A 25,800-nucleotide genomic window follows, 5' to 3' on the forward strand; every position below is an offset into this window, starting at 1 on the left:
CGTGTTCGCTCTTTCGTCATCGGACGCGCCGGGCGCACCGTTTTTCGGGGGCGGTCGCGTAGCGACGGCCATGCGTGACTCCGCTGCCGATCCGCCGGTCGAAGAACGCCTCGGGGAGGCGCTCCGCCGAACCGACGCGACCGTCGCCGTCGCCGAATCGTGCACGGGCGGGCTCGTCGGCTCGCTCCTCACGGACGTTCCGGGGGCGAGCGACTACTTCGACCGATCGCTCGTCGCCTACTCGTACGACTCGAAGCGAGCGATGCTGGCGGTCGAACGGGAGGCGCTCGACGAACACGGCGCGGTCAGCGAGCCCGTCGCCCGACAGATGGCGCAGGGCGCGCGGGACACCGCCGACGTCACGTGGGGGCTGGCGACGACCGGCGTGGCCGGACCGGGCGGCGGCACCGAGGAGAAACCCGTCGGCACGGTCTACGTCGGCGTCGCCTACGCCGGCGAGTGGGGAACCGGCGAATCGTACGCCGCGGTCTCGCGCCACGAGTTCGACGGCACTCGACGGGAGATCAAAGAGCGGATCGCCCGCCGCGCCCTCCGGGCCCTCCTCGACGCCGTCGAGGCGCGGACGTGAAGACGCCGAGGTGCGGACGGAGAGACCCCGTCGAAGCGAAGGCGTGCGTCGCGCGTCCGACGGCGGTGAGAAACGTTTGTACCCCCCGCGGCGAAAGTCGGTCCCGGATGAACAAGAAAGGCCACGTGCTGAACGCCGTTCTCCTGAGCGTCGGCCTCGGGTACGTCCTCGAACCGTCCGGCGACGTCCCGACGTTCGTCGCGATCGCGCAGCTTTCCGTCCCGATCACCCTCGGGGCGCTGTTCCCGGACGTCGACACGGCGTTCGGCAGACACCGAAAGACGTTGCACAACCTCCCGGTGCTCGGGCTCTTTCTCGCGTACCCCTACTACTTCGACAACCTCCACTACGTGTGGGTCGGCATCCTCACGCACTACGTCCTCGACTACTTCGGTAGCAAGCGGGGACTCGCGCTGTGTTACCCCCTCGATCGGGAGTTCAGCTTCCCGGCGGGGGTCGCGACGAGCAGCAAGTGGGCCGGCGTCGCCACCGTCGCCATCACCGCGGTGGAACTCGCCGCCTTCGCGGCCGTCCACTACTACGTGCTTCGGCTCGACGTCGGCCTCGACACCGTGACCGCCGCGCTGTTTTCGTGACGCGGCGGGTCGCGCGCCGCACCCGCGCCGGTCAGTAGACGCACACGTCGTCGAACCGGCCCCCGTACGCGAGGTGGTTCGGGTGCGTCGGCTCCATGCCGGAGAGGAAGAGCCGGTCTATCTTCCCCCACGTGTTCTCGTACCCGAGGTGGGACAGCTCCGCGAGGCTCCTGAGCCGGTGTCCGAGGCCGCCGCGGTGGACGACCCGGCGGGGTGCGCCCTCCGCGAGCGCCTCCACGAGGTCCGACTCCGACTCGACGGGGACGCCGAACCGCGTCCACGCCTCGCCGACCGTCCCGCGGAGGTGCGCGTAGGACGATCCGAACCCGGGAAGTCCGACGTCGCCCGCGAGGCGCTGGCCGCGCCGGTTGTACGTCGGGGGGCACTTCGCGTTGTACGTCTCGACCGCGTGGAGCCTGCCGGCGTACGAGGCGACGTCCTCCTCGTTCATGCTCACGTTCAAAAGCGTGGGGTGCGGCACGAGGACGGCGGCCCCCTGTCGCTCGAACTCGGCCATCGCGCCCTCCAGCGTGATGAAATCCGGCACCGGCTCGGCGAGCCCGACCGCGAGGAGGTGCCGCCGGTCGCGCCACGAACCGGTGAACACCTCGCGGCCGGGCACCACGAGCAGCTCGTCGTCCGAAAACCGCTCCGCCGTCGCTCGGATCGCGGGGAGGCGCGCGAAGTGCGGTGCGTACACCAGCACGTCGATGTCGTTCGCCTTCGCCCGCTCGACGACGCGCTCGTCGAGCAACTTCACGTGCATGTCGACCCGGGTCGTCGCAGACGCGCTCACGGAGGGAAATCGGCGCGACGGGCCATTAGTGGTTGCCATTCGGACTGTCCGGGAGAGAAAACTTTTGCCCCCGGAACGTCTGCGTTCGAACATGTCCCGCTGGGAGTGCGGCATCGACGGCTGCGGCGCGCGGTTCGAGGACGTCGAGTCGGCGATCGTCCACCAGACGAACGAGCACGCGCGCCACGAGTGTAAGGTCTGCGGAACGGTCGTCCCGGAGGGGTACTTCGCGATCCGTCACGCGTTCGACGAACACACCCGCGCGGAGTACGTCCGCGCGTACGACGCCGACTCCTCGGCGGTGCGCGAGCGCGAACGGGTCAAAGCGGAGATCGAGGCGGAGGCGGACCTCCAGCGCGTCGTCGAACGGGTCGACGGCGGGATCGCAGAGTAAGCGGCGGGAGGGCGAAGCGCGTTCAGCGCTCCTCGCTGTCGAGCACGCGGATCTGGTCGCCGCGGACGGTGACCGGGATCGGGACCGTCGCCTCGTACAGTTCGACCGTCACCTGATCCTTGCCCTCGTCGATGCGCTGGACGCGGGCCTTCTCGCCCTTGAACGGACCGGCGATGAGCTCGACGATGTCGCCCTCGGCGATCCCCTCCACGTCGGGGGTGGGCGAGAGGAAGTGTTCGACTTCGGCGAGGCTCGACGTCCCCGGCACGATGCTCCGCGCGTGGGGGATCTCGTCGAGCACGCGTTCGAGCACCGCGTCGTTGTCCGACTCGACCATCACGTAGCTCGTGAGCGAATCGGGCGCGAGCACCGCGTGGATCTCCTCTTCCTCCCTGTTCGCGATCATGTCCGCCACCGTCCGCTCCTGGCTCGCGGTCGTCTTGACGGCGAAGATCGGCATCTCACATTCCCCCGGGGAGCAGGCTCATGACCGCGAAGATGATGAAGCCGAGCAACCCGACGAGAAAAATGCCGGCGGCGGCGATCTTTGCGATCTGAGAGAACTCCTCCCACGACGGCGTGCTCGCCATCTTCAGCACCCGAACGTAGCTTGTCAGATCGTATTTGACGTCCATCGTTACGCGGAGGTAACACGCCCCTCCTTTTCTATCTTCCTTCTTGGAAAAAGAGATCTCCGCTCCGACCCTCCGTCGATCCGACCCGTCGCCGCTCCGACGGGCGCTCCGGCTCCGCCGGCTACTCCACGTAGTCGATGTCTTCGAGCCGCCGGCCCGCCTGCGCCTGCGCCGCCTCGCTGCGGCCGTAGATCTGCGGCGACTCGACGCCCGTGACGACGATCATCGTGCGCATCTGGCCGTCGAGTTCCTCGTCGATCGAGGTGCCCCAGATGATGCGCGCGTCGGGGTCGATGCGGTCGTAGATCTCCTCGACGACGCCCTCCGCCTCCTCGATGCTCATGTCGCTGCCGCCGGTGACGTTGACGAGCGCCGAGTTCGCACCGGAGATGTCCACGTCGAGAAGCGGCGACCGCAGCGCCGACTTGACCGAGTCCTGCGCCTTCTGCTCAGAGTCGCTCTCGCCGAGGCCGATCATGGCGACGCCGCCCTTCTCCATCACCGTGCGCACGTCGGCGAAGTCGAGGTTGACGAGGCCGGGCTTCGTGATGAGTTCGGTGATGCCCTTGACCGAGCGCATCAGCACCTCGTCCGAGACCTTGAACGCCTGGCGGACGGGAAGCTTGCCGACGGCGTCGAGGAGCCGGTCGTTGGGGACGACGATGACGGTGTCGGCGACGTCGCGGAGGCGTTCGAGGCCCGCCTCGGCGTTCGTCCGCCGCACCTCGCCCTCGGCGGTAAAGGGCGTCGTGACGATGGCGATGGTGAGCGCGCCGATCTCGCGGGCCGCCTTCGCGACGACGGGCGCGGAGCCGGTGCCGGTGCCGCCGCCGAGGCCGGCGGTGACGAACACCATGTCGGACCCTTCGATGGCGTCGTAGATCTCCTCTTGGCTCTCCAGCGCGGCCTCCTCGCCGACCTGCGGCAGCGATCCCGCGCCGCGGCCCTGCGTCTTCTGCTGGCCCATCAGGATCTTCGTGTCGGCCTCGATGTTCACGAGGTGCTGGACGTCCGTGTTCGCCGCGACGAGCGACGCCCCGTGGATGCCCTCCTCGGCCATCCGGTTGACCGTGTTACCGCCCGCGCCGCCGCAGCCGACGACGGTGATGTCGGTCTGGAGGTCCTGGAGGATGTCCTGTAACTCCTCGTCGGACATCTTCCCCGACCGTCGGGAGCTCGCCCGATCGGCGGGATCGTCGCCGTTCCGCCCCGGCCCGTCGTCCGTTTTCTCGGCCTCTTCGATTGCATCCTCGACGATAGAGTCCATTTATGGCGAACGCTTACAGAGCAAGCGTAATTATCTTTCCCCTCCGGTCCGACGGATGTCTGACGATTGTTCCGCGCGGATATCTGGACAGCTATCCGTATATCCAGTCAGAAATATAGGATCACGTGGGGAATCTGCGTGTTCGGTCGCGACGCACCGCGGCCGGTTCGACGACGCGGCCGTCCACGTCGACGGGTTCGCCCGCCGCGAGGCGGCCGAACGCCGGCCCTTCCGGAACGCCGCGCTCGCGCGCCTTCGCCGGGTCGAACGCCGTCTCGCGGGCGACGACCGCCCCGTCGACCTGTTCGACCGCGTCGTACTTCCGCTCCAGCACGGCCGCGAGGTCGTCCACGATCGCGTCCCGGTCGACCGAATCGACCACTGCGGCGCGGCCGCCGGCCCGCGTTCCGCTCTGCTCCGTTTCGAAGGCGACGGCGTTCGCCTCGACGGCGTCCCGCGCCGCGTCCGCGTCGATCCCCTGCGCCTCCGCGAGCAGCTCGCCGGGGAGGTCGACGACCGCGACCTCCCCCGCCGACGCCTCGCGGTCGCCGAACCGGAGCCCTTCGTCGACCGTCGCGAGGTCGCGCTCCAGCCGGTCGACGAGATCGAGCGGTCGGTCGGCGACCTCGCGGACCCACGTCTCGCTCACGACGCGGTAGCCGAGCCGTTCGACCGCCGCTTCGAGTTCCGGGCGGTCGCCGTCGACGACGGCGTACTCGGCCGCGCTCGCCTCGAACGCCCGGCGGAGCACGTCGGCGTTCTCGGCCGGATCGCCCATCGCCTCCAGCGGCCAGTCCGCGCCGACGTGACCGACGGCCCACGGGGTCTCGCGGACGATCCGCAGAAAGCGCGGGGCGTAGTGACCGCCGCCGAAGCCGACGAGCTGCCGTTCGCGGTCCGGGTCGACGCCGCGGAGGTCGAGCGCGGCCCGGGCGACCGCCCGCGCCCCTTCGGGGTCCTCCCACTCCGGCTCGGCGCTCCCGAGCTCGACGAACATCGACGGGACGCCGACGCCGCTGGGGCCGTGGTGGGTGCACTCGATGCCGACCTCGTATCCTTCGGGCGCGTGCTCGACGAACGCCTCGACGAGCGTCGCCTGCGCGTTCGGGCACGCCCGGGCGAACCGCCCCTCCTCACCGCCGTAGTCGGCCGGCCCGAAGTTTCCGGTGAAGTGCGCGGTCAAGAGCGGCCCCGTGTCGCCGGAGTGACGGGAGACGAAGAGCAGGAGGTCGGGCTCGTCGAACGCCCGCGCGGGATCGTCCACGTAGATGTGGAGTTCGTCGAAGGTGCGCAGCTCGAAGCCCTCGGTCCGGTAGTACGTCCCGCCGCCGTCGGCGTCCGGCCGGGAGTCGTCCTCGCGTTCGCTCCAGTCGGCGAGGTCGAGCAGGTGCTCGCCGACGTGCTCCGACGCGCGGTCGGCGCGGCTGACGACGATCGCGATCACGGCCGACGGTAGGCGCGCGGACGCAAAAACGGGTCGGTGTCCGGCCGAGGAAAGCGGATCGGTGTCCGGCGGAGGGGGTGGGGCGTCCGGAGGCAGAGGGGGCGGAGCGTCCGGATACGCTTTGGGTGTGAGACGACGGGAGCGGCCGCTCAGTCGGCCCGGTCCGGCTGTGTCGCTCCCAGTCCGATGGCGTCCTGCGCGGTGGTGGCGGTGAGGCCCATGAGTTTGCGGAAATCCCCGCGGCGCTGGACGAACAGCGCGAGGCCGAGGACGATGTAGACGACGCTGTAGGCGATGAGCACGTCGTACGCGGTGAAGGGGAATGCGACGACCTCGCGGACGATGAGGAACTCGACGAAGACCTGCGAGGAGAACAGCACGAGCAGCGCGACCGCCTCGCGGACGCTGATCGAGAAGTTCACGAGCACGGCGATGGCGAAGAAGCTCTGGGCGGCGGTGATCCAGATCTCGGCGGACTGCTTCGGGTCGAACTGGAGCGTCCCGAGCTGCCCCAGCGCGATGCTGTACACGACGGCCAGCGTCCCGATGAGCAGCGTCCACTGGTTGAGCTTCGAGGAGATGAGCGCGTTGAACCCCGCGGTCGAGCGCGCCTTGTTCACGAGGTAGGCGACGACGATGAGTTCGGGGCTCTCGCTCGCGAGCGGCGCGATCCACTGGATCATGAAGAACGCCGGGACGCCGATGGTCTGCCCCAGCTCTTCGAGCCCGTGGGCGAACGGGTGGACCGCGGTGTAGATCATCCAGCCGGAGTACGAAAAGAGCAGGAGGACGACGGCGACGCGGGCCGCCTTCGGGTAGCGGTGAAAGTGAGCCGGCACGCCCACCTGCGCTTCGACCTCCTCGACGTCGCCGCGGATGATGATCGAGATGTAGAGGGCGTAGAGACCGACGAGGACGACCGTGTCGACGAGGCCGATTCCGCCGCCGAGCGGCACGAGGAAGGCGAACGCCGTCGCGACGAGCAGGAAGGCGATTTCGAGGGCGATGTCCCGGTCGAGGCGAACCGCGTCGGCCAGGAACCCGGGGCGTCTCTCGACCGCGGGGTCGAGCGTCTGCTTCGCCCGGTAGATCGTAAACAGCGCGATCCCGGACCAGCCGAGTCCGATGAGGATCCGATTCGCGCCGGTCATGTTGGCGACCGCGAGGTTCGCCGCCTCCGCGCCGCGCGGGGTGCCGTCGTACGCCCCGGCCTGCCACGCGTACAGCGCGTCGACGGCGTACTCCGGGGCGACCGCGAGCACCGCGAGCACCGCGATTGCGAACGCCCGCGGGACGTCCTTTTCGGCCGTCTCCGCGCCCCACGCGAGGAGGAACGACGAGCCGAGCACGGCGATCCCGCTGACGCCGACGGTCGCGAGCGTCGACGCGGGATGCGTGCCGGTCGCCCAGAAGAACAGCCACGGAAGCGTCAGCGCGGTCGTCACCGCGACGGCCGCCAGGGGGTGCCGAAGGAACGAAGACATAGCTAGTCCGTGCGCCAGAACGCAAGTAGCTCTTCTGTTTCCACACGCGCGAACCGTGGGAACCGATGACGAGGACCCGCGCCGCGCCCGTCGACGCGAACGACGCTTTTTTGTCGGCCTCCGGCCCGTGTGGGACCATGCAGGTGTTCGGTCTCATCGGGAACCCGGTCGGTCACTCGCTCTCGCCGCCGATGCACGAGGCCGCCTACGAGGCGCTCGGGATGGACGCCCGGTACGTCACGTTCGAACCGGACCCGGACGACCTCGGCGCGGCCGTGCGCGGCGCGGCGGCGCTCGGCGTCTCGGGGCTGAACGTCACGATCCCGTTCAAGCGGGACGTGCTCGACCTCGTCGAACCGGACGACCTCGCCGCTCGCATCGGGGCGGTGAACACCGTCGACTTCCCGGGGGCGACCCCCGGCGACGACGAGCCGCCCGGGGGCGACGATGCCGACGCCCGCGGCGACCTGCCGCGAGGCTACAATACCGACGCCCGCGGCGACCTGCCGCGAGGCTACAATACCGACGCCGCCGGCGTGATCCGTGCCTTCGAGCACCACGACGTCCCGCTCGACGGGGCGGACGCGGTCGTCGTCGGGGCCGGCGGCGCGGGTCGCGCGGCCGCGTTCGGACTCGCCGACGCCGGCGCGTCCGTCCACGTGGCGAACCGAACCGAGAGAACCGCGAGGGACCTCGCGGCGGCCGTCCCCGACGCGACCGGCGGCGGGTTGGACTCGCTCGCGCCGACGGTCCCGGACGCGTCCCTCCTCGTCAACGCGACGAGCGTCGGCATGGAGGAGGACCGATCGCCGGTCCCCGCGGAACTGTTGCACCCGAACCTCGCGGTCCTCGACGCGGTGTACTCGCCCCTCGACACGCGGCTGCTCCGCGACGCTCGGCGGGCGGGCGCGACGACCGTCGACGGCGCGTGGATGCTGCTGTATCAGGGCGTCGAGGCGTTCGAGCGCTGGACGGGGGTCGACGCGCCTGTCGAGGAGATGAACGCCGCGTTGCGGGCGAACGTCTGACGTAGATGAACGCCGCGTCGCGGTCGAACGTCTGACGTCACGCGACGACCGTGGCGGCGGCTTTTAAATATCGGGCACACATAGTGTCGCACAATGGCACTACTGGACAAGCTGAAATCGTTGCTCGGTCTCGATGGCTCGTCCGGCGACCGGGAGCGCCGGCAACCCGGCGTCACGGTCGAACGCGACGCGGGGGCGGACGCGCGGACGGAGACGGAGGCCGCCGTCAAGGGAACCGACGCGCCGGACGAGTCCGGTGCGGAGCCGACGGAAGAGTCGGCCGCCGAGGAGACGGACGCGGCCGCCTCGACCGACTCGATGGTCGAAGCGCCCTCCGACGCCGATCGGGCCGCCGAGCCCGGCGAGGCGGCGGGCCCGTCGACCGACGACCCCGACGCCGCCGGCCCGGACGCCGAACCCGCCGAGGGAGTGGAGATCCCCGAGGCGGAACCGGACGACGAGTCGGAGCCCGAAGCGCCGGACGAGCGGGAATCGGAGCCGACGGTCGAGGAGTCGGCCGCCGAGGAGACGGACGCGGCCGCCTCGACCGACTCGATGGTCGACGAGGAGGCCGAGGGTTCGGAGGCGGCCGAACCGGCGGAAGCGGCCGGTCCCGAGTCCGACGACGTGGACGTCGAAGCGGACGCCGAGTCGGAGCCGTCCGCCGAGACGGCGGCGACGGAGAGCGAGTCGGTCGACACCGTCAAGGGTATCGGACCGGCGTACGCGGAGCGCCTCGCCGACATCGGCGTCGAGTCGGTCGACGACCTCGCGAGCGCCGACGCGGCGGAGATCGCCGACGAGATCGGCGTCTCGGAAAAGCGGGTCGGCCGCTGGATCGATCGCGCGAAGGACCGCTGAGGACGCCCGTCCCCGTCCCGTCCGACGCGGCGCACGGTCGTCGCGCCGTCGCGAAACCGTTACCGTCGCCCGCGCTCAGCTACCGCCTATGAACGAACCGACGGTCGTCACCGACCTCGCGGCGTTCCGCGCCGCGGCGCGCGACGCGCCCCGCCCCAGCCGTATTCCGGTGGAGGTCCGCGTCTCGGTCGACGACCCGTTCGACGCGTATCGCCGGGCGCGCGGGCGAAGCGAGACGGAGGCTCGTCGAGGAGCGAAGCGACTCGACGGTGCGTTCCTCGAAACCACCGGCGGTCAGCGCGGCTGGGGGTACTTCGCGGTCGATCCGATCGAGCGCCTCCGGGTCGGCCCGGATGCGGTCGTCCGCTCCGCCGCCGCCGGCCCGGATGCGCCGCCAGCCGACCGTTCGCCGACGCTCTCGGCGCTCGACGGGCTCCTCTCGGGCGAGACGCTCGTCAGGGGCGACTGCGACGTGCCGTACCCCTGCGGCGCGGTTGGGTGGCTCGCCTACGACGTCGCCCGCGAGATCGAGGGCCTCCCCGACGAGACGGCCGTCGATCCCGGCCTCCCGCGGCTCCAGCTCGGCGTGTACGACCGCGTCGCCGCGTGGCGCGAGCCCCGCGGGGAGGGATCGACGACCCTCCGAATCACCGCCTGTCCGCGGGTGGGCGACGAATCGGGCGGCGGTACCCGTCGAGGCGCGCGAGCAGACGCCGTCGGAGGCGGGTCGGACGCCGACGCGGCGTACGACCGGGGGCTCGCCCGCGCGCTGTCGCTCGCTCGCTCGATCGACGAGGGCGACCCCGCGGTCGGCTCGCCCGCCGCGGCCTCGACGGCGCGGTTCGAGAGCGACTGCGGGCGGGAGGCGTTCGCGGACAGGGTCCGCCGGGTGAAGGAGTACGTCCGGGCGGGCGACACCTTCCAGACCAACGTCTCACAGCGGCTCGTCGCGCCGGCGGCGGTCCACCCCGTCGACGCCTACGCCGCCCTCCGCCGGGTGAATCCCGCGCCGTACTCCGCGCTGATCGAGTCTCCCGGCGTCGATCTCGTGAGCGCGAGCCCCGAACTGCTCCTCCGCCGCGAGGGGAATCGGGCCGTCACCGAGCCGATCGCGGGCACGCGACGGCGAGGCGAGACGCCCGACGCGGACGCCGACCTGGAGGCCGACCTGCTCGCGGACGAAAAGGAACGGGCCGAGCACGCGATGCTCGTCGACCTCGAACGCAACGACCTCGGCAAGGTCTGCGAGTACGGCACGGTCGAGGTGAGCGAGTACCGGCGGGTCGACCGCTACTCGGAGGTGATGCACCTGGTCTCGGTCGTCGAGGGCCGGCTCCGACCGGACGCGCGCCTCGTCGACGCGATCGCGGCGACGTTCCCCGGCGGCACCGTCACCGGCGCGCCGAAGCCACGGACGATGGAGATCATCGAGGAGGTCGAATCGACGCGGCGGGGGCCGTACACCGGGAGCGTCGGAATCTTCGGCTTCGACGACCGCGCGACGCTGAACATCGTCATCCGGACGCTCGTCCGCCGCGGCGACGAGTACCGTCTGCGCGTCGGCGCGGGGATCGTCCACGACTCCGTTCCGGACCGGGAGTACGAGGAGACCCTCGCGAAGGGCCGGGCGCTCGTGAACGCCGTCGACGAGGCGCTCGGCGAGCGAGCCGACCTGACCGTCGCGGGGGCGGGCGGGGAAACGCGGGAACGGTCGGAATCGGAGGCGACCGCGGAGGAGTCGGAGGCGGGGCCGTGATCCTGGTGATCGACAACTACGACTCGTTCGCGTACAACCTCGTCCAGTACGTCGGCGAGTCGGTCGCCTCGGCGGGCACGGCGGGCGCGGCCGACTCGGATCGCGTCGTCGTCAGGCGCAACGACGAGATCGACGCCGACGGTATCCGGGCGCTCGATCCCGACGGGATCGTCGTCTCGCCCGGCCCGGGGACGCCGGACGATGCCGGCGTCTCGATCCCGATCTTCGCCGACCTCGACTACCCGACGCTCGGGGTGTGTCTCGGCCACCAGGCGCTCTGTGCGGCGCTCGGCGCGCGCGTCCGTCGCGCGCCCGAGGTCGTCCACGGCAAGTCCTCGACGGTGAGACACGACGGACGGGGGATCTTCGCGGGCCTCCCCGAGCGGATCGATGTCGGCCGGTACCACTCGCTGGCCGTCGAACGCGGCGACCTCCCCGCCGAACTCGTCGAGACAGCGTGGACCGACGACGAACGACGGCTCGTGATGGGCGTCCGCCGACGCGGGCGGCCCCACGCGGGCGTCCAGTTCCACCCCGAGAGCGTGCTCACCGAGGGCGGGAAACGCATGGTGCGAAACTTCGTTGAGGGCGTCGCGGCCCCGAACGCCGCCGACTCGGGGTTCGGACGATGACCGACGCCGATTCGAGGTTCGAACCGTGACCGACGTCCCTCTCTACCACGTCGACGGCGAACTCGTCCCGGCCGCCGAGGCGACGGTCAGCGTCCGCGACCGCGGCTTTCTGTACGGCGACGCCGCCTTCGAGACGATCCGCGTCTACGGCAGCACCCCGTTCGAGTGGGACGCCCACGTCGACCGCCTCCGCGCGACGTGCGACCTGCTCGCGATCGACCACCGCCTCTCGGACGCCGACCTCCGCTCGCGCGTCGAGGAGACGCTCGACGCGAACGACCTCGCGGACGCCTACGTCCGTCTGTCCGTCACCCGGGGCGTTCAGCCGGGGAAGCTCACTCCCGACCCGGACGTCGATCCCACGGTCGTCGTGATCGTCTCCGAACTCCCGCGCGGCGGTCGGGAGGGACGCCCCGTCTGGGACGCCCCGGCGACGCTCCAGACCGTGAAGACGCGGCGCGTTCCCGACCGGTCGATCCCCGCGCGGGCGAAGACGCACAACTACCTGAACGGCGTGCTCGCCCGTCTCGAACTCGGGGTCTCGGACGCCGACGAGGCGCTGCTTTTGAACGCCGACGGGCGGATCACGGAGGGGGCGACGAGCAACGTGTTCTTCGTCGCCGACGACGCCCTCAGGACGCCGAACCTCGACAGTCCGGTCCTCCCGGGGATCACCCGATCGGTCGTGCTCGACCTCGCCCGGGAGGAGGGGATCCCGGTCGAGGAGGGGTCGTACGCGCCGGGCGACCTGCGCCGCGCGGACGAGGCGTTCCTCACGAACACGACGTGGGAGCTCCGACCCGTCGCGCGCGTCGACGGGATCGCGGTCGGCGACGGGCCGGTGACGGCGCTGCTCTCGCGGCTGTTCGACGAGCGCGTCGAGGCGCTGTACTGAGCGTCCGGCCCGGTGACGGGCGGCGATCGCCGGCCGGCCACCCGCCGCCCCCGTCGCTGACGAGCCCGCGATTTCAGCCGTGGGGTATCGACTCAGGCGTACATTCCCGCGAGGTACTCGTCGACGCTCTCGACGAGGTACGGCTTTAGCGTCCAGAAGCCGTGGTACCCGTCGTCTCGCTCCTCGGCGACGAGCGCGGCCATCCGCGGGCGGCGGCCGCCGCCGTCGTACACGACGAACCACGTCCGGGCGACCTCCGCGGACTCGTTCGCGCGGTACGTGATCCGGTCGGACCCGTCCGGGGTCGCGTCCGGTCGCCCGTAGACGTGCACGTCGACGCCGCGGTCGGCCGCGCGCTCGTGCACCTGGCGGAGTTCGGTCCCCTCCGCGAACGACGACAGCCGTTGCAGGCCCGTTCGGAGCGCCCCGTCGCCGGTCCGAACCGCGAGCGTCGCGATGTCGCGGGAGACGCGGCGCAGGAGTCGCTCGTCCTCGCCGGAGACCGTGAACAGGGTGTCGTCGAGCTTCGACAGGACCGCCGGCATTCGATCGTCGGCGCGGCGGTCGCGCTTTACGACCGGCAGTCCGTCGCCGAGGTGGACGCGCTCGCGGAGGTCGTCGATCGACGAGGCGGCGACGACGCCGCCGGCGTCGTAGAGGACGGCGCAGTTCCGGGGGCGATTCGGGTCGGCCCCGCCGTCCTCGACGGTGACGTTGTGAAAGGAGAAGAAGCGGTCGAGGCGGCGGCGGAGCCGGTCGGATCCCTCGTAGTTGAAAAGCGCCAGCGTCTTGCGCCGCGATGCGACGCCCTCTATCGTCTCTCCGAGCACGCGTCTCTCCGCCCCTTTCTCGTCACCGTTTAAAAGTGTACCGTCGGTGCGACCGTTCGGAACGGGTGACGATCGACCGCGATCGCCCGTCGGCGAATGCCAAACGTTGATGCGCGCGGGCACGAAGCCCGACCATGGACGAGAGCCGGCGAATCGTCTCGGTCGAGGAGGTCCCGACCGACGGGACGCTCCTTTTCACCGTCCGATCGGGGGTCGACACGGCGGAGGCGATCCTGACGCGACTCGGCGACGGGAGCGTCGTCGCGTTCGAGAACTACTGCCAGCACTGGACCGACGTGCGCCTCGACAAGGGGTCCGGCGCGCTCGTCAGAAACGGCGAGATCGTCTGTCAGAAACACGGCGCGACGTTCGAACAGGACACCGGCTACTGCGACTTCGGTCCCTGCGAGGGGGCGACGCTCGACACCATCGCCGTCGCGGTCGAGGACGGCGACGTCTACCTCGCGGACGACGAGTACGAGTTCGAACGCCTCGGCCCCTCCGGCGAGTACGACCTCTCGTCGGGGAGCAGGATCGACTTCAGCGGAACCTGAGCGACGCGACCCGTCGTTCTTCGTGAGGACGCGGCGGTTCTACTTATGTGGGTCTTCGACGACTCCTACTCGAATGGTTAGTAGGGATACGATAGTCACCGTATTCTTCATCCTTTTAGCGGTCGATGTCTGGCAGGCAGCAATCCACAGAACCGATAGTTTGGTCGTTCAACTGGGCGTCCTCATCGCAATCGGGGTCCTCATCCCGACACTCATTAACGAAGTGAGGAGACGTCGCGAGGAGAGTTCGTAGGGTGTTGAGGCGCACCTATCGAACGCCGGTTTCGCTCGCTAAAATACCAACCTACTAGAAATCCCACGGAGTCCTCAATATCTATCTTCTGTGGCGCACGGCTCACGACTCGCTTCGCTCGTCGTTCGCTGTGTGCGCCACAGAAGATAGCGGGAGGTAGATTTGAACTACCGATCTCCGGGTTATGAGCCCGGCGGAATCTCCTGGCTATCCCATCCCGCTACTTCTCTCAACTGGACACTGCCTGTTAAGGGTTGTGATTCCGTCGCCGTACGTGTGTTTTCGTACCACACGGGGGACGAACGCGACGCTCGGCGTCGGGGCGATTCGAACCGACCCTCACCGCTCACTCGACCGCGGCGACCCGCCACGTGAAGAGACTCTCCGCGACGTAGTTGACGAGGGTGCCGGCGGCGATGCCGACGCCGTTGGCGGCGACGAGCCACAGCCCCTCCCCGCCGACGGGGAGGCGCACGTCGAGCCCGGAGACGTGGACGAAGACGACCGTCGCGACGAGCACGCCGCCCGCCCGGACGAGGTTCGACTTTCCGAAGCGCCACAGGAGACCGCGGAGGCCGCCGCCGCCCTCCGAGGCGAACGTCCAGTTCTCGTTGAGCAGGAACATCAGGACGATCGCCAGCTCCGCGCCGACGAGCTTCGCGCTCCCGCGGTAGACGCCGAGCCACGAGGTCAACGCGACGACCGTCGCCGTGTCCACCACCGCGCCGACGGCACCGACGGAGGCGAACTGGCCCACCCTGACGCCGGAGGCGAGTTCGTCGACCCAGCTATTCATCGACGGCCTCCGCGAACCGTTCGACGAGGGCCGACCGCGGCCGACGTCGGGCGTCGAGAAGGGCGTGAAAGCCGTCCTCGCGGAGGAGCTTCGCCCGGTGGCGCGCCGAGAGAAGCCCCCGTCCCAACCGCAGCGACGACCGGATCGGCGAGACGGTCGAGCCCGGCCTGTCCTCCCACCGCACCGGAACCTCGACGACGCGGGCGTCGAGCGCGGCCGCGACGGCGACGAGTTCGACGTCCCACGCGAACCCCGGCTCGTACAGGTGGCGCCTGACCGTCGTCCACGCGTCGCGCGCGATCGCCTTCGCGCCGCACTGGTAGTCGTAGAGCTTCGCGTCGAGGAGCAGCCGTCCGAGCCGCGCGAAACAGTCGCCGAGGTAACGGCGGGCGAACGTCTGGTGGGAGGCGACGCGCGCGTCCGGGTGACGTCGGGAGCCGACCGAAAGCTCCGCCTCGCCGGCCCGGACCGGCGCGAGCACGTCGTCGATCGAGTCGACCGGCGTGCTGCCGTCGGCGTCGACGAACGCGAGCACGTCGGCGTCGAGCGCCTCGAATCCGGCCGTGACGGCCGCGCCCTTCCCCCGCCGCCGCGGGGCGGTCGAGACGGTCGCCGGCAGGGTCGCGAGTTCGTCGACCTCCGTCGGCGTCGGCGCGTCGAGTTCGACGCGAATCTCGTCGGGGCGGAGCCGCTCTGCGATCTCCCGAACGTACGCGGCGAGAACGTCCGCGTCCGGTCGGTAGGCGGGGATCACGATCCCGACGGAGCGATCCATGTTCCGACGTTTCACGCACGGGATAAAAAGCGTTTGACTTACGGCAGCTGACCGGTCACACATCTGTCTCGTGCGCCGACGGGCTCGCGTCCCCCGGTCGGGGAACCCAAAAAACGTATACCACCGGCCTCACGTTCCCCGGATAGATGGAATACGTCCTCGTCGTGGGCTGGCTTCTCGCCTACGCGGCGCTCGCGGTCGCCGGCCTCCCCCTCGCTGCCCGGCTGTTTCCCCGTCTGCCGGGCCGCGGGGTCGGCTTCGCGCTCCCCCTCTCTCTCGTCGTCGTGACGACCGTCGTCTACTGGATCGGACACGTCTCGTTCGGCCCGCTGGCCGTCGGCGTCGGCGTCGCGCTCCTCCTCGCGGCGTCGCTCGCCGCCGGACTCGACCTGTCGGCGCTCCGAGCTCGCCGCGTCGAACTCGCCGCCGGGCTCCGGTCGTCCGTCGTCCGCGGCGATGCCGAGGAGTCCCGCGGAGACGGCGGCGTCGCCCCCGCGGGCCGGGTCGGCGTCCGGTCCGCCCTCGCCGAGGTCGCGGCGGTGTTCGCGCTCGCCTTCCTGTTCGTGGTCGCGATCCGCGCGATGGACCCGGCCGTCCACGCGGGCGGCGGCGAGAAGTTCCTCGACTTCGGGCTCCTGAAATCGCTCGCCCGCGCGGAGGCGCTCCCGCCCGAGGACGTGTGGTTCGCGGGCGAGCCGGTTCGCTACTACTACGGCGGGCACCTGGTGGCGAGCGTCCTCTCGACGCTCACCGGGACCGCCCCGACGTACGCGTACAACCTCGCGCTCGCGGGCTTCTACGCGATGCTCGTCGCGGCCGCCTACGACCTCGCCGGGGCCGTCGCGGCGCATCGCGGCGCGTCGCGTCGACTCGCCGGCGCGCTCGCGGCCTTCTTCGTCGGGTTCGCCGGAAACCTGGTGACGGCCGGGCAGCTTCTGTATCTCGCGCTCCCCGACGGGCCGCAGGCGTCGATCGTCGACCACGTCGCCGCGCGGACCTCCGAGTACACCACGACGGCGATCCGCGCGGAACTCGCCGACTTCGACTACTGGCTTGCGAGCCGCGTCATCCCCGATACGATCAACGAGTTCCCCCTCTTTTCGTGGCTGAACGGCGACCTCCACGCCCACATGATGGGGATGCCCTTCCTCCTTCTCGGGGCGGCACTGGCGTACAGCTACTACCTCACGCCGGAGGAGGAGATCCGCCGGCGGTGGGCGATCGTCTTCGTCGCCGTCCCCGTCCTCGCCGGGCTGCAGGTCGTGATCGACACGTGGAGCTTCCCGTCGATCTTCGGGCTCCTCTTTCTCTCGCTCGCGTTCGCCGACGCCGATCCACTCGCGCTGTTACCGGGCGGCGTCGGCGACCGGCTCTCCGCGCGCGCGGGCGACTCGTGGCTCGGCGGGGAGGCGCTCAGGGTCGCCGGCGCGCTCGCGGTCGCGGCGAGCGCGGGCGGCCTCGCGCTGGTGCTCGGACTGCCGTTCCTCCTCGGCGCGGGGGCGAGCCGCGAGGTGGCGCTCCTCGCGCCCGACGCGCGCAGCGCCTTCGGCCCGCTCGTCCTCGTCCACGGGGCGTTCCTCCTCGCCTTCGGCGCGTTCCTCGCCGACCGGCTCCGGGGGGACGGCGGCTCCCCGTGGGCGGTCCTCGCCGCGCTGCTCGCGCTCGTCGCCGTCGCCGCGGCCCACCGGATGGCCGTCCTCGCCCTCGTCGGACCGTTCCTCGTCTTCGGGTGGCTCGCGCTCCGCCTCGACCGCGACGTCGGCTACGAGACGGTTCTGCTCGTCGCCGGCGCGGGGCTGGTGCTGCTCGTCGAGTTCGTCTACGTCGAAGAGCAGGCCGGTCCCCTGCGGATGAACACCGTGTTCAAGACGTACATGCAGATCTGGGTGCTCTGGGGGACGGCGGCGGGCGCGGCGCTCGCGGAACTCCTCCGCCCTTCGGCGACGGTCCGCTCCGTCGGCCGCACCCCGACGGCCGCCCGCTCCGCCGGCCGCGCCGCTCGCGGTCTGCGGCGACCCGCCGTCGCCGCCTTCGTCGCGCTGCTCGTGCTGTCGACAGTCCCCTACGGCGCGCTCGCGCTCTCGGACCACCTCGAACAGCACGGCGACGCGGAACCGACGCTCTCCGCGACCGCCTTCGTCGAGACGGACCACCCGGACGAGGCGGCGGCGATCAGGTGGCTCGACGAACGGGAGGGGCAGCCGACGATGCTCTCCGCGCCGGGGACGAGCAGCTACCCCGGGGCCGACCACGGGAGCTACCCGTACCCGCCGGGGATGTACACGTGGGACGCGAACCCGGCCGCGAGCCTCACCGGCGTTCCGACGGTCGCCGGGTGGGGCCATGAGGTCGGGTACCGCGGCGAGGAGGCGTACTACGACCGCGTCGCCGACGCGGACGCCGCCTACACCGGTTCGACCGGCGATCGCGTCGCCGTCCTCCGCGCGTACGACGTCCGGTACGTCTGGGTCGGGCCGGCGGAGCGCGACCGCTACCCCGAGATCACGATCGGCGAGACGCCGGGCGTCGACGTGGCCTTCGAGCGCGGCGCGGTGACGGTGTACGAGGTCGACGCGGAGCGACTCCCGGAGGGAGAGAACGGGACGGAGGAAGGAGAAAACGAAGGTAGCGGGAATTCGAGCGCGTGACGCGCGGCGGATCAGCGGTGCCGGGCCTCAGACGGCCATCTTGCTCCGCGCCTTCACGACGTCGAGCGCGTCGGCGTCGATGGTTTCGACGTCGAGCCAGTGCGGGACGTACTCGCGCTTTTCGAACGCCTCGCGCTCGTCCTCGGTGCCGATGGTGCACCAGAGCTGGACCTCCTCGGGACCGTGGTAGTCGCCCTGTCGCTGGATGGAAAAGCAGATCTGCTCCTCGTCGTCGTAGTCGATGACGGCTCCCTTGCGGATGCCTGGATCCCCGCGGACGATGAGACACTTCATGGTCGGCCGTTCGTACAGTCCGGGCTTAACGGCTTCGATGAGGTCGACCGCTCCGCGTCCGGGAAACACCCAAGCCGTCCCTCGACGGAGTACCAACCGTGAGACGGGTCTCCCAGCGAACGATCGTTGACCACTGGCTCGCGAGCGAGAGCCGAAAGCCGGGCGTCGCCTCGATCGATCCGGCGTCGCTCGACGACGACGGCGCCCTCGATCGGCTGCTGCGGCTGAAACCCGGAGCGGCGTCGTTCCTCTGGCGGGAGGCTCCCATTGACTGGTACCGCGTGCGATTGACGGGCGGGCAGCTCCGCCGCCTCCGGGTCATCGGGGGTCCGCCCCGCTCGCTCTGGGGCGCGCTCTCGCCGGACGGAACCGTCGACGGGGCCGCGCGTCGCGTCGAGTCGGCCGACCCGCGACGGCTGGCGAAGCGGACGGGCGTCGACGTGCCGCGGATCGTCCGGCTCGCGGACGAGGCGAGTGGAGGCGGAGACGGCGGCGGAAGCGAACTCCCCGACCTCGTCTGTTTCGCCCGTCGCCCGTGGGTTCGGCCGTTCGTCGCCGACGGGAACCACCGCGCCGTCGCCGCCGCGCTCGCCCTCCGTCGGGGTGATCCGTACCGACCGCTCGGCGCGTACCTCGGCGTCGGGCGGAACCGACCTCGCGGCGCGGTCGCCGAGGCGGTTCGGTCCCTCCTGTGGGCGGTTCGGACGCGCGTCGCGGGTCGTGACGAACCAAACGGGTTTTAACCGGCGGGGGCGAAAACGGGACAAGGTAGATATCTATGCAGATGCCACGCCGTTTCAACACGTACTGTCCGTTCTGCAAACACCACGAGGAGCACGAAGTCGAGAAGGTCCGCACGGGCCGCTCGACGGGGATGAAGAAGGTCCAGCACCGCCAGCGTCGACGGCAGATGGCGCACGTCGGGAACGCCGGGAAGTTCTCGAAGGTTCCCGGCGGGGACAAGCCGACGAAGAAGACGAACCTCAAGTACCGCTGCAGCGAGTGCGGCAAGGCCCACATGCGCGAGGGATGGCGCGCCGGCCGGCTGGAGTTCCAGGAGTAGATCCATGGCAGGCAACTTCTACAAGGTCACGTGCGGCGACTGCGAGAACGAACAGATCGTCTTCGACCGCGCGGCGACGGTGGTCAACTGCGCCGTCTGCGGCACGACGCTCGCCCGCCCGACGGGCGGCAAGGCCGTCTTCGAAGGCGAAGTCACAGAAACCGTCGAGGCGCGGTAACCCCCCGGAGAACCTATGAAGTACAGTGGCTGGCCCGACAAGGGCGATCTCGTCGTCGGGAAGGTCGACGAGATCGCCGACTTCGGCGTGTTCATCGACCTCGACGAGTACGAGGACAAGCGCGGCCTGGTCCACATAAGCGAGGTCGCGAGCGGGTGGATCAAGAACGTCCGCGACCACGTCCGCGAGGGGCAGACGGTCGTCGCGAAGGTGCTCGGCGTCGACGAGGGGTCACAGCAGATCGACCTCTCGATCAAGGACGTCAACGAGCACCAGCGCAAGGAGAAGATACAGGAGTGGAAAAACGAGCAGAAGGCCGACAAGTGGATGGCCATCGCGTTCGGCGACGACGTCGACGACGAGCAGTACGGCGCGGTCGCGAACGCCCTGCTCGCGGAGTACGGCACGCTCTACGACGGGTTCGAGCAGGCGGCGATCCACGGCACGGAGGCGCTTTCGGACCTCGATCTCGAAGCGGAGGAAAAGCGCGCCATCGTCGAGACGGCCCGCGAGAACGTGTCGGTCCCCTACGTCAACGTCACCGGCTACGTCGACCTCCGCTGTCCCTCCTCGGACGGCGTCGACGCCATCCGCGAGGCGCTACAGGCGGCCGAGGGCAACGGCGACCTCCCCGAGGAGATCGAACTGACGATCTCCTACGTCGGATCGCCGGAGTACCGGATCAAGGTCCGGGCACCCGACTACAAGACCGCCGAGTCCGAGCTGGAAGCCAGCGCCGCGCGCGCCAGCGAAGCCATCGAGGTCGCGGGCGGCACCGCGGCGTACCACCGCGAGCGCAACGAAGAAGACGAATAACGGCATGAAATCGGACATCCGGGTCTGCTCCGCGTGGCGCGACCGTCACGATCGCCCGGTGTACACCCTCGCTTCTACCTGTCCGGACTGCGGAGCGACGGCCGTAAACAGCGCCCCCGCGCCGTACAACCCTGACGACCCGTACGGCGAGTACCGCCGCGCGCAGAAGCGCCGCGCGGCGGAGCGGTAGCTTCGAGTCCGACCCCCGCTCACCGCAGCGCGGCGACGGCCGTCGGGATGGTGACTTACTTATGCGGCCACGCCCCGACTATGGCGCATGGAAGAGATCGAGGTCGAGGCGCTCGCGGACCCGGAACTCGACGAGCCGACGCTGATCGAAGGGCTTCCGGGAGTGGGACACGTCGGGAACCTGGCGGCCGAACACCTCCTGGAGGAGTTCGAGAGCGAACTCGTCCGTCGCGTGTACGCCGACGAGTTCCCGCCGCAGGTCACCATCGACGAGGGCGTCGCCTCGCTCACGTGCGCCGAGTTCCACGCGGTGGACGTCGCGGGCACGGACCTCCTCGTGCTCACCGGCGACCACCAGGCGCAGAGCAACGCCGGCCACTACCACCTCGCCGACGCGTTCCTCGACATCGCCGAGGGGTTCGGCGTCTCGCGGGCGTTCGCGCTCGGCGGCGTCCCGACGGGCGAACTCATCGAGGAGTACAACGTCCTCGGCGCGGTGACGGATCCGGACCTGATCTCCGACCTCGAGGCTGCGGGCGTCGAGTTCCGCGAGGACGAACCCGCCGGGGGGATCGTCGGCGTCAGCGGTCTGCTCCTCGGGCTCGGATCGCGGCGCGGCCTCGACGTCGCCTGCCTCATGGGCGAGACGAGCGGTTACCTCGTGGACCCAAAGAGCGCCCGAGCGGTGCTCGAAGTGCTGCAGGACGTTCTCGGCTTCGACGTCGACTACGCCTCGCTCGAAGAGCGCGCGGAGGAGATGGAGGAGGTCGTCGGCAAGATCCAGGAGATGCAGAACCAGCAGGCCGGCGCGATATCGAGCGAGGACCTGCGGTACATCGGCTAGCGGGGACCGACGCGTCCGCCGAGCGACGCCAGCTATCTCCTTGCGGCACCAACGATCCGATACCGACCGGTCGGCCGCGGACCGCGGCCCGTCGCCGGCCGGCTCACATCATGACCGAGATGCAGAAAATCGACGCGTCGCCGACGGGGGCGGTCACGCTGACCGACGGCACGACGCACGACGGGGTTCCGGTGTCCGTCTTCGCGGGGTGGGTCAAGGTCAAAGTCCACGGTCGGACGGTGTACTACCCACGAGAACGGGTCAGAGAGGTGGAAGTGTAGCGGATTCCGGTCGGGGGCCCTCCCGGAAGTCGGCGGTCGTTTCGACGGCGAGAACCCGCCGCAGAGAGCCGCGCGACGCGGCTCCTCCCCGGCCGCGACTACGCGACCGGCAGCGCGATCGTCGCCCCCACGAACTCCCAGCCGTAGACGTGGTTCAAGAGCAGGTACGTCACGACGCCGAGGGACAGAGAGAGGATCCACGACGCGGCGGCGACGCGGCCGATCCGCTTGTGCGGCGTCTCCGTCCGGAGTTCCTCGGGCGTGTGCGTCAGCCCCAGCACGAGCGCGTACAGCACGACGGGCACGGCCACGATGGAGAGGACGATGTGGACCGCGAGCATGAGGAGGTACGCGTAGTACACGAGTTCGGGCCCGACGAACTCCTTCGTCCCCCCGCCGCCGATCTTCGTCAGGTAGAGCACGAGGAACACGAGGATGAGCGCGAAGGAGCCGACCATCGCGGCGGCGTGCTTTCGCACCTCTCCGTTGCGGATCCAGTACCACCCGGCGACGAGGAGCGTCGTCGCGGCCGTGTTGATGACGGCGATGGCGTCGGCGAGGAGGTTCACCTGCCCGAGGGTGAGTTCCGGATACAGGTCCCCCGGAACGAGGCCGAGGAAGGTGCCGATGACGATGCCGTACCCGAGAATCGAGAGGAGGGCGGTCACGGCCCGCGGGTGCTCCTTTACGGGGCCGCGGACGCTGGCGGTTGCCATGTCACTCCGTTAGGAAAGGGTGAATATGCGCTTTCGGGTTTCGGACGCCCCTTCGAGCGCCGTACCAGGCGGAGACGGCCGCGCGTCGAGCCGCCGCCGAAACGTCGATGCGAGTGACGCTCGCCGACCGTTCCCGGCGCGATCCTCGATGCGGTGCCGACCGCCAGGTTCACCCCTCGATGACGCCCGTCACCGCGGCGACCTCCCACGCGGCGTCCACCTCGACGCCGTTGCCGAGGATCGTGTACCGGTCGCGGATCTCGTGGGCGGTCGTCAGCGCCTCTATCACCTCCTCGTCGGAGACGCCGAGGTCGGCGGCCGTCGTCGGCGCGTCGATGCTCGCGAGGGCGTCGCGGATGTCGCGCCACTCGCCCTTCGCGCCGCTGTGGAGGTACTCGGTCATGATCGAGCCGACGCCGACCTGGTGGCCGTGCAGCGCCTTGCCGGGCGCGATGCGGTCGAGCTGGTGCGAAAAGAGGTGTTCCGCGCCGCTCGCGGGCCGCGAGGTGCCGGCGATGGACATCGCCACGCCCGAGGAGACGAGCGCCTTCACGACGAGCCACGTCGACTCCTCCAGTCCCGGCCTGATCGAGTCGGCGCTCTCGACGAGCATCTCCGCGGTCATCTGCGAGAGCGCGCCGGCGTACTCGGAGTACTCGACGTTCTTCAGCCGGTTCGCGAGCTGCCAGTCCTTGACCGCGGTGTAGTTGGAGATGATGTCCGCGCAGCCGGCGGTCGTGAGCTCCCACGGGGCCTTCGCGAGGAGCTCCGTGTCCGCGACGACGGCGAGCGGCGGGTCGGCCGCGACGCTGTGGCGGGTGTCGCCCTCGGGGATCGACGACCGCCCGGAGACGATGCCGTCGTGGCTCGCGGCCGTCGGCACCGAGACGAAGCCGACGTCGACCGCCTCGCTCGCCATCTTCGCGATGTCGACCGCCTTTCCCCCGCCGAGCCCGATAAGGAAGCCGGCCTCCTCGGCTTCGGCGGCCTCGACGACCCGCTCGACCGACGCGAAGCTCGCCGTCTCGACGACGACCGTCGCGGGATCGTCGAACTGGGCGGCGATCTGCTCGCCGGCGAGCCGCTGCGGCGTGGGGCTGGTGACGACGAGGGGTCGCCCGGTGAGATAGAGCTCGTCGACGGCCTCGCCGAGGTCGTCGAGAACGCCGTGGCCCACGAGGACGTTTCGCGGGAGCTTGATCCACGTCGATTTGTCGAACATACCCGACACTCTCGCGCCGCGTTTGAAACCCTTTTGCGTCCGCCGGTCGTCTCGCGGTTTCGATCGCCGAACGAATCCGGTCGCACGCGACGGCGCTCTACAGTAGCGTCTGCACCCGTATGCACATCCGACCGTATGACAGCATGGGTCGAGTGTGTCATGACTTGCAGACGCTACTACAGCGACGCACGCTCCCGCGGTTCGCCGCCCGCCTGTTGCCCTTCAGTCGCATACGAACCATTATATAATACAAATAGATTAACTTTATTAAGTGAGTAATCTTTCGTTCTTCCGTCGGTGAAACAACCGGCGATTGACACGACCATGCAGCTCCACCGCAGGCGGTTCATCAAGGCGGCCGGCGCATCGCTCACCGGACTCGCGGGACTCGCGGCGACCGAAACGGTCGCTGCCGCGGACGTGCCGTTGATCTCGACGCGGGAACACTTCGACGACGACGCGAACCTCACCGCGGGCAACACGGCGACGAACTACGACACGACGGGGAACGTCCCGGGCGTCGACGTCGGGTGCGTCGGCGACCTCGCGGTGTTCGTCCACGGCTGGGACAAAAAGAGCGACGACCCCGACACGGCGGCGGAGGAGAAGATCGACGAGGCGAACCGCGAGCTGACCGCCGCCGGCTACGGGGGGTCCGTCGTCGGGTACACGTGGGACTCCGACAAGGGCGGCGGCGCCGACTACGGCTGGTCCGAGGCGAAGCAGATCGCGCAGGCGAACGGGCCGAAGCTCGCGCAGTTCGCGCTCGACTTCAAGTACTACTGCCCCGATCGCTCGCTCAGGCTCGTCTGCCACTCGCTCGGCGCGCAGGTGGTGTTCAGCGCGCTCCGCGTGCTGGACGGCACGCCGGACTGGAACGACGGGGGCTATCGGATCGACACGATCCACCCCTTCGGCGCGGCGACGGACAACGAGGTCCCGACGGACGCGAACCCCGAAACGTTCGACGCAATCGCCACCGAGGTCGGACGCGCGCACAACTACCACAGCGAGGAGGACGACGTGCTCCAGTGGATCTACAGCACCATCGAGTTCGACCGCGCGCTCGGCCAGACGGGCGCGGAGTCGGGCCGCGAGACGCCGTGGAACTACGCGGACCACGACGTGACCGACGAGGTCGGCGACGATCACTCGGGCTACCTGTCGTCCATCTCACCGCTCATCGTCTCGCACATGACCTGAGGCGCGGATCGGCGGATCCGCGGGTCGCTCACTCCGGGCTCGCGCTCCGCGCCCTCACAGCGGGAGCGCCCGGAACGCGTCGTAGAGGAAGAAGACGCCGAAGGCGGCGAGTACCGCGCCGCTGATCCCGGCGACCGCGGGGGCGAACGAGTCGACCCGGCGGCCGGCGGTGACGAGCGCGGCCGGAAAGCCGGTCACCCAGAGCCCGATCCCGAGGAAGAAGCCGACGACGAGCGCCGGGCTACCGGTTTCGACGACGAGCGCGCCCGCGAGGTCGCCGCCGACGTACGGGATCTGCGCGAGCACGTCGACGCGCCCGGGTTCGAGCAACCCCACGCCGATCGTCAGCCAGAACAGCAGTTGGTACGGGTTCGTCAGCGCGAGGACGAACGCCTTCCGGAAGCCCGTGGCGACGCGTTCCGTTCCGTCTCCGTCCGGGCCGCGTCCGACCGCCGTCGCGTCGACGCGCGGGCGCTCGTCGTCACCGACGAACGCGCCGGCGTCCCTGACCGCCCCCCACGCGAAGTATAGCATCAGGAGACCGCCGAGGCCGACCATCGCCGTCCGCACCGCCGGGGCGCGCTCGACGAACCCGACGACGCCGACGAACGCGAGCGCGAAGAAGGCGGCGTCCGCGCTCATCGCGCCGAGACCGGCGCGCGCGCCGGCGACCCAGCCGCGGAGGACGCTCTCCTCCGCGATGACGGCGTTCATGGGCCCCGGCGGCGCGGCGAGCGCGAGGCCGAAGATCACGCCGGAGG

At 70.1% G+C, this 25,800-nt stretch carries 31 protein-coding genes and 1 tRNA gene; 18 read left to right on the top strand and 14 right to left on the bottom strand.

The genetic code is table 11. The annotated features are described in order from the left end of the window. Positions 1 to 70 precede the first annotated feature (70 nt). Both C3L37_RS12190 and C3L37_RS12195 read left to right on the top strand, forming a co-directional pair. On the top strand, positions 71 to 589 hold the full coding sequence (locus C3L37_RS12190) for a CinA family protein (protein WP_129114889.1): 519 nt from the start codon (positions 71 to 73) through the stop codon (positions 587 to 589). A gap of 107 nt (positions 590 to 696) precedes the next feature. Next, entirely contained in the window at positions 697 to 1,185 is a 489-nt protein-coding gene (locus C3L37_RS12195) for a metal-dependent hydrolase (protein WP_129114890.1), read from the top strand. A 31-nt stretch (positions 1,186 to 1,216) separates the two neighbouring features. On the opposite strand, the gene C3L37_RS12200 is transcribed toward C3L37_RS12195, so the two are convergent. Next, positions 1,217 to 1,981, bottom strand: a complete 765-nt coding sequence (locus tag C3L37_RS12200; RefSeq protein ID WP_228546220.1) for a PHP-associated domain-containing protein — start codon at positions 1,979 to 1,981, stop codon at positions 1,217 to 1,219. 91 nt (positions 1,982 to 2,072) lie between these two features. Between C3L37_RS12200 and C3L37_RS12205 the strand changes: the two genes are divergently transcribed. Continuing rightward, positions 2,073 to 2,375, top strand: coding sequence for a DUF7565 family protein (locus C3L37_RS12205; RefSeq protein WP_129114891.1), 303 nt, complete (start codon positions 2,073 to 2,075; stop codon positions 2,373 to 2,375). 22 nt (positions 2,376 to 2,397) lie between these two features. Here C3L37_RS12205 and C3L37_RS12210 read toward each other — a convergent pair whose 3' ends face one another. The 5 genes from C3L37_RS12210 to C3L37_RS12230 all read right to left on the bottom strand — a co-directional run bounded on the left by C3L37_RS12210 (position 2,398) and on the right by C3L37_RS12230 (position 7,205). After that, positions 2,398 to 2,835 (bottom strand): transcription elongation factor Spt5, encoded by a 438-nt coding sequence (locus C3L37_RS12210; RefSeq protein WP_129114892.1) that lies wholly within the window; start codon positions 2,833 to 2,835, stop codon positions 2,398 to 2,400. 1 nt (position 2,836) lies between these two features. Further along, a complete protein-coding gene (locus tag C3L37_RS12215; RefSeq protein ID WP_129114893.1) occupies positions 2,837 to 3,010 on the bottom strand; it encodes a protein translocase SEC61 complex subunit gamma in 174 nt (57 codons plus the stop codon). Positions 3,011 to 3,131: 121 nt separating this feature from the next. Beyond that, the gene (gene ftsZ / locus C3L37_RS12220) at positions 3,132 to 4,277 is read right to left on the bottom strand and encodes a cell division protein FtsZ (protein ID WP_129114894.1); all 1,146 of its coding nucleotides are present in this window, start codon (positions 4,275 to 4,277) and stop codon (positions 3,132 to 3,134) included. A gap of 121 nt (positions 4,278 to 4,398) precedes the next feature. Next, positions 4,399 to 5,721, bottom strand: a complete 1,323-nt coding sequence (locus C3L37_RS12225) for a D-aminoacyl-tRNA deacylase (protein WP_129114895.1) — start codon at positions 5,719 to 5,721, stop codon at positions 4,399 to 4,401. A 149-nt stretch (positions 5,722 to 5,870) separates the two neighbouring features. Continuing rightward, positions 5,871 to 7,205, bottom strand: coding sequence for a sodium:calcium antiporter (locus C3L37_RS12230; protein ID WP_129114896.1), 1,335 nt, complete (start codon positions 7,203 to 7,205; stop codon positions 5,871 to 5,873). A 137-nt stretch (positions 7,206 to 7,342) separates the two neighbouring features. Here C3L37_RS12230 and C3L37_RS12235 point away from each other — a divergent pair, with 137 nt between their 5' ends. The 5 genes from C3L37_RS12235 to C3L37_RS12255 all read left to right on the top strand — a co-directional run bounded on the left by C3L37_RS12235 (position 7,343) and on the right by C3L37_RS12255 (position 12,377). After that, complete coding sequence (locus C3L37_RS12235; protein ID WP_129114897.1) at positions 7,343 to 8,233, top strand: shikimate dehydrogenase family protein; 891 nt, start codon at positions 7,343 to 7,345, stop codon at positions 8,231 to 8,233. Positions 8,234 to 8,326: 93 nt separating this feature from the next. Beyond that, positions 8,327 to 9,094: a helix-hairpin-helix domain-containing protein gene (locus C3L37_RS25555; RefSeq protein ID WP_129114898.1), complete on the top strand. Its 768-nt coding sequence runs from the start codon at positions 8,327 to 8,329 to the stop codon at positions 9,092 to 9,094. 88 nt (positions 9,095 to 9,182) lie between these two features. Next, positions 9,183 to 10,850, top strand: coding sequence for an anthranilate synthase component I family protein (locus tag C3L37_RS12245; RefSeq protein WP_129114899.1), 1,668 nt, complete (start codon positions 9,183 to 9,185; stop codon positions 10,848 to 10,850). Further along, complete coding sequence (locus tag C3L37_RS12250; protein ID WP_228546233.1) at positions 10,811 to 11,482, top strand: anthranilate synthase component II; 672 nt, start codon at positions 10,811 to 10,813, stop codon at positions 11,480 to 11,482. The genes C3L37_RS12245 and C3L37_RS12250 overlap by 40 nt, the downstream gene beginning before the upstream one ends. Positions 11,483 to 11,507: 25 nt before the next feature. Beyond that, a complete protein-coding gene (locus C3L37_RS12255) occupies positions 11,508 to 12,377 on the top strand; it encodes an aminotransferase class IV (RefSeq protein WP_129114901.1) in 870 nt (289 codons plus the stop codon). Positions 12,378 to 12,469: 92 nt separating this feature from the next. Here the strand turns inward: C3L37_RS12255 and C3L37_RS24365 are convergent, their stop codons facing one another. After that, entirely contained in the window at positions 12,470 to 13,207 is a 738-nt protein-coding gene (locus C3L37_RS24365) for a hypothetical protein (protein ID WP_164974744.1), read from the bottom strand. Between the two features lie 134 nt (positions 13,208 to 13,341). Here C3L37_RS24365 and C3L37_RS12265 point away from each other — a divergent pair, with 134 nt between their 5' ends. Next, positions 13,342 to 13,761 (top strand): Rieske (2Fe-2S) protein, encoded by a 420-nt coding sequence (locus tag C3L37_RS12265; protein WP_129114902.1) that lies wholly within the window; start codon positions 13,342 to 13,344, stop codon positions 13,759 to 13,761. A gap of 400 nt (positions 13,762 to 14,161) precedes the next feature. Here the strand turns inward: C3L37_RS12265 and C3L37_RS12275 are convergent. The 3 genes from C3L37_RS12275 to C3L37_RS12285 all read right to left on the bottom strand — a co-directional run bounded on the left by C3L37_RS12275 (position 14,162) and on the right by C3L37_RS12285 (position 15,585). Further along, a tRNA-Met gene (locus C3L37_RS12275) sits at positions 14,162 to 14,236 on the bottom strand. A 124-nt stretch (positions 14,237 to 14,360) separates the two neighbouring features. Beyond that, complete coding sequence (locus tag C3L37_RS12280) at positions 14,361 to 14,810, bottom strand: GtrA family protein (RefSeq protein WP_129114904.1); 450 nt, start codon at positions 14,808 to 14,810, stop codon at positions 14,361 to 14,363. After that, a complete protein-coding gene (locus tag C3L37_RS12285) occupies positions 14,803 to 15,585 on the bottom strand; it encodes a glycosyltransferase (RefSeq protein ID WP_129114905.1) in 783 nt (260 codons plus the stop codon). The genes C3L37_RS12280 and C3L37_RS12285 overlap by 8 nt, the downstream gene beginning before the upstream one ends. 146 nt (positions 15,586 to 15,731) lie before the next feature. On the opposite strand from C3L37_RS12285, the gene C3L37_RS12290 reads away from it, so the two are divergent. Further along, the gene (locus tag C3L37_RS12290; RefSeq protein WP_129114906.1) at positions 15,732 to 18,233 is read left to right on the top strand and encodes a DUF2298 domain-containing protein; all 2,502 of its coding nucleotides are present in this window, start codon (positions 15,732 to 15,734) and stop codon (positions 18,231 to 18,233) included. Positions 18,234 to 18,260: 27 nt separating this feature from the next. Here C3L37_RS12290 and C3L37_RS12295 read toward each other — a convergent pair whose 3' ends face one another. Beyond that, positions 18,261 to 18,527: an HAH_0734 family protein gene (locus tag C3L37_RS12295; RefSeq protein ID WP_129114907.1), complete on the bottom strand. Its 267-nt coding sequence runs from the start codon at positions 18,525 to 18,527 to the stop codon at positions 18,261 to 18,263. Positions 18,528 to 18,625: 98 nt separating this feature from the next. Between C3L37_RS12295 and C3L37_RS12300 the strand changes: the two genes are divergently transcribed. The 7 genes from C3L37_RS12300 (at position 18,626) to C3L37_RS24370 (ending at position 21,898) form a co-directional block, all read left to right on the top strand. After that, positions 18,626 to 19,270: a hypothetical protein gene (locus C3L37_RS12300; RefSeq protein WP_129114908.1), complete on the top strand. Its 645-nt coding sequence runs from the start codon at positions 18,626 to 18,628 to the stop codon at positions 19,268 to 19,270. A gap of 35 nt (positions 19,271 to 19,305) precedes the next feature. After that, a complete protein-coding gene (locus C3L37_RS12305; protein ID WP_129114909.1) occupies positions 19,306 to 19,590 on the top strand; it encodes a 50S ribosomal protein L44e in 285 nt (94 codons plus the stop codon). A gap of 4 nt (positions 19,591 to 19,594) precedes the next feature. After that, positions 19,595 to 19,768 (top strand): 30S ribosomal protein S27e, encoded by a 174-nt coding sequence (locus C3L37_RS12310; protein WP_129114910.1) that lies wholly within the window; start codon positions 19,595 to 19,597, stop codon positions 19,766 to 19,768. 15 nt (positions 19,769 to 19,783) lie between these two features. Then, positions 19,784 to 20,584 (top strand): translation initiation factor IF-2 subunit alpha, encoded by an 801-nt coding sequence (locus C3L37_RS12315; RefSeq protein WP_129114911.1) that lies wholly within the window; start codon positions 19,784 to 19,786, stop codon positions 20,582 to 20,584. A 4-nt stretch (positions 20,585 to 20,588) separates the two neighbouring features. Then, positions 20,589 to 20,774 carry an RNA-protein complex protein Nop10 gene (locus tag C3L37_RS12320; protein ID WP_129114912.1) on the top strand — a complete coding sequence of 62 codons (186 nt, stop codon included), beginning with the start codon at positions 20,589 to 20,591 and terminating at the stop codon, positions 20,772 to 20,774. A gap of 87 nt (positions 20,775 to 20,861) precedes the next feature. Then, on the top strand, positions 20,862 to 21,617 hold the full coding sequence (locus C3L37_RS12325; protein ID WP_129114913.1) for a proteasome assembly chaperone family protein: 756 nt from the start codon (positions 20,862 to 20,864) through the stop codon (positions 21,615 to 21,617). Between the two features lie 110 nt (positions 21,618 to 21,727). Then, positions 21,728 to 21,898: a hypothetical protein gene (locus C3L37_RS24370; RefSeq protein ID WP_164974745.1), complete on the top strand. Its 171-nt coding sequence runs from the start codon at positions 21,728 to 21,730 to the stop codon at positions 21,896 to 21,898. 98 nt (positions 21,899 to 21,996) lie between these two features. Here the strand turns inward: C3L37_RS24370 and C3L37_RS12330 are convergent, their stop codons facing one another. Both C3L37_RS12330 and C3L37_RS12335 read right to left on the bottom strand, forming a co-directional pair. Next, the gene (locus C3L37_RS12330) at positions 21,997 to 22,614 is read right to left on the bottom strand and encodes a DUF420 domain-containing protein (RefSeq protein WP_129114914.1); all 618 of its coding nucleotides are present in this window, start codon (positions 22,612 to 22,614) and stop codon (positions 21,997 to 21,999) included. 169 nt (positions 22,615 to 22,783) lie between these two features. Further along, positions 22,784 to 23,836 (bottom strand): NAD(P)-dependent glycerol-1-phosphate dehydrogenase, encoded by a 1,053-nt coding sequence (locus C3L37_RS12335; protein WP_129114915.1) that lies wholly within the window; start codon positions 23,834 to 23,836, stop codon positions 22,784 to 22,786. 324 nt (positions 23,837 to 24,160) lie between these two features. On the opposite strand from C3L37_RS12335, the gene C3L37_RS12340 reads away from it, so the two are divergent. Then, on the top strand, positions 24,161 to 25,039 hold the full coding sequence (locus C3L37_RS12340) for an alpha/beta hydrolase (protein WP_129115263.1): 879 nt from the start codon (positions 24,161 to 24,163) through the stop codon (positions 25,037 to 25,039). Between the two features lie 54 nt (positions 25,040 to 25,093). Here the strand turns inward: C3L37_RS12340 and C3L37_RS12345 are convergent, their stop codons facing one another. Beyond that, positions 25,094 to 25,789 carry a LysE family translocator gene (locus C3L37_RS12345; protein ID WP_129115264.1) on the bottom strand — a complete coding sequence of 232 codons (696 nt, stop codon included), beginning with the start codon at positions 25,787 to 25,789 and terminating at the stop codon, positions 25,094 to 25,096. Positions 25,790 to 25,800 lie beyond the last annotated feature (11 nt).

Origin of the sequence: Halegenticoccus tardaugens, from assembly GCF_004116405.1 — an archaeon.
Lineage (GTDB): Archaea > Halobacteriota > Halobacteria > Halobacteriales > Haloferacaceae > Halegenticoccus > Halegenticoccus tardaugens.

Bases quoted from the DNA above. Each gene is read 5' to 3' on its own strand.
- C3L37_RS12190 (WP_129114889.1), top strand. From the start codon at position 71: ATGCGTGACTCCGCTGCCGATCCGCCGGTCGAAGAACGCCTCGGGGAG.
- C3L37_RS12195 (WP_129114890.1), top strand. From the start codon at position 697: ATGAACAAGAAAGGCCACGTGCTGAACGCCGTTCTCCTGAGCGTCGGC.
- C3L37_RS12205 (WP_129114891.1), top strand. From the start codon at position 2,073: ATGTCCCGCTGGGAGTGCGGCATCGACGGCTGCGGCGCGCGGTTCGAG.
- C3L37_RS12210 (WP_129114892.1), bottom strand. From the start codon at position 2,835: ATGCCGATCTTCGCCGTCAAGACGACCGCGAGCCAGGAGCGGACGGTG.
- C3L37_RS12215 (WP_129114893.1), bottom strand. From the start codon at position 3,010: ATGGACGTCAAATACGATCTGACAAGCTACGTTCGGGTGCTGAAGATG.
- ftsZ (WP_129114894.1), bottom strand. From the start codon at position 4,277: ATGGACTCTATCGTCGAGGATGCAATCGAAGAGGCCGAGAAAACGGAC.
- C3L37_RS12230 (WP_129114896.1), bottom strand. From the start codon at position 7,205: ATGTCTTCGTTCCTTCGGCACCCCCTGGCGGCCGTCGCGGTGACGACC.
- C3L37_RS12235 (WP_129114897.1), top strand. From the start codon at position 7,343: ATGCAGGTGTTCGGTCTCATCGGGAACCCGGTCGGTCACTCGCTCTCG.
- C3L37_RS25555 (WP_129114898.1), top strand. From the start codon at position 8,327: ATGGCACTACTGGACAAGCTGAAATCGTTGCTCGGTCTCGATGGCTCG.
- C3L37_RS12245 (WP_129114899.1), top strand. From the start codon at position 9,183: ATGAACGAACCGACGGTCGTCACCGACCTCGCGGCGTTCCGCGCCGCG.
- C3L37_RS12265 (WP_129114902.1), top strand. From the start codon at position 13,342: ATGGACGAGAGCCGGCGAATCGTCTCGGTCGAGGAGGTCCCGACCGAC.
- C3L37_RS12280 (WP_129114904.1), bottom strand. From the start codon at position 14,810: ATGAATAGCTGGGTCGACGAACTCGCCTCCGGCGTCAGGGTGGGCCAG.
- C3L37_RS12285 (WP_129114905.1), bottom strand. From the start codon at position 15,585: ATGGATCGCTCCGTCGGGATCGTGATCCCCGCCTACCGACCGGACGCG.
- C3L37_RS12290 (WP_129114906.1), top strand. From the start codon at position 15,732: ATGGAATACGTCCTCGTCGTGGGCTGGCTTCTCGCCTACGCGGCGCTC.
- C3L37_RS12295 (WP_129114907.1), bottom strand. From the start codon at position 18,527: ATGAAGTGTCTCATCGTCCGCGGGGATCCAGGCATCCGCAAGGGAGCC.
- C3L37_RS12305 (WP_129114909.1), top strand. From the start codon at position 19,306: ATGCAGATGCCACGCCGTTTCAACACGTACTGTCCGTTCTGCAAACAC.
- C3L37_RS12310 (WP_129114910.1), top strand. From the start codon at position 19,595: ATGGCAGGCAACTTCTACAAGGTCACGTGCGGCGACTGCGAGAACGAA.
- C3L37_RS12315 (WP_129114911.1), top strand. From the start codon at position 19,784: ATGAAGTACAGTGGCTGGCCCGACAAGGGCGATCTCGTCGTCGGGAAG.
- C3L37_RS12320 (WP_129114912.1), top strand. From the start codon at position 20,589: ATGAAATCGGACATCCGGGTCTGCTCCGCGTGGCGCGACCGTCACGAT.
- C3L37_RS12325 (WP_129114913.1), top strand. From the start codon at position 20,862: ATGGAAGAGATCGAGGTCGAGGCGCTCGCGGACCCGGAACTCGACGAG.
- C3L37_RS24370 (WP_164974745.1), top strand. From the start codon at position 21,728: ATGACCGAGATGCAGAAAATCGACGCGTCGCCGACGGGGGCGGTCACG.
- C3L37_RS12330 (WP_129114914.1), bottom strand. From the start codon at position 22,614: ATGGCAACCGCCAGCGTCCGCGGCCCCGTAAAGGAGCACCCGCGGGCC.
- C3L37_RS12335 (WP_129114915.1), bottom strand. From the start codon at position 23,836: ATGTTCGACAAATCGACGTGGATCAAGCTCCCGCGAAACGTCCTCGTG.
- C3L37_RS12340 (WP_129115263.1), top strand. From the start codon at position 24,161: ATGCAGCTCCACCGCAGGCGGTTCATCAAGGCGGCCGGCGCATCGCTC.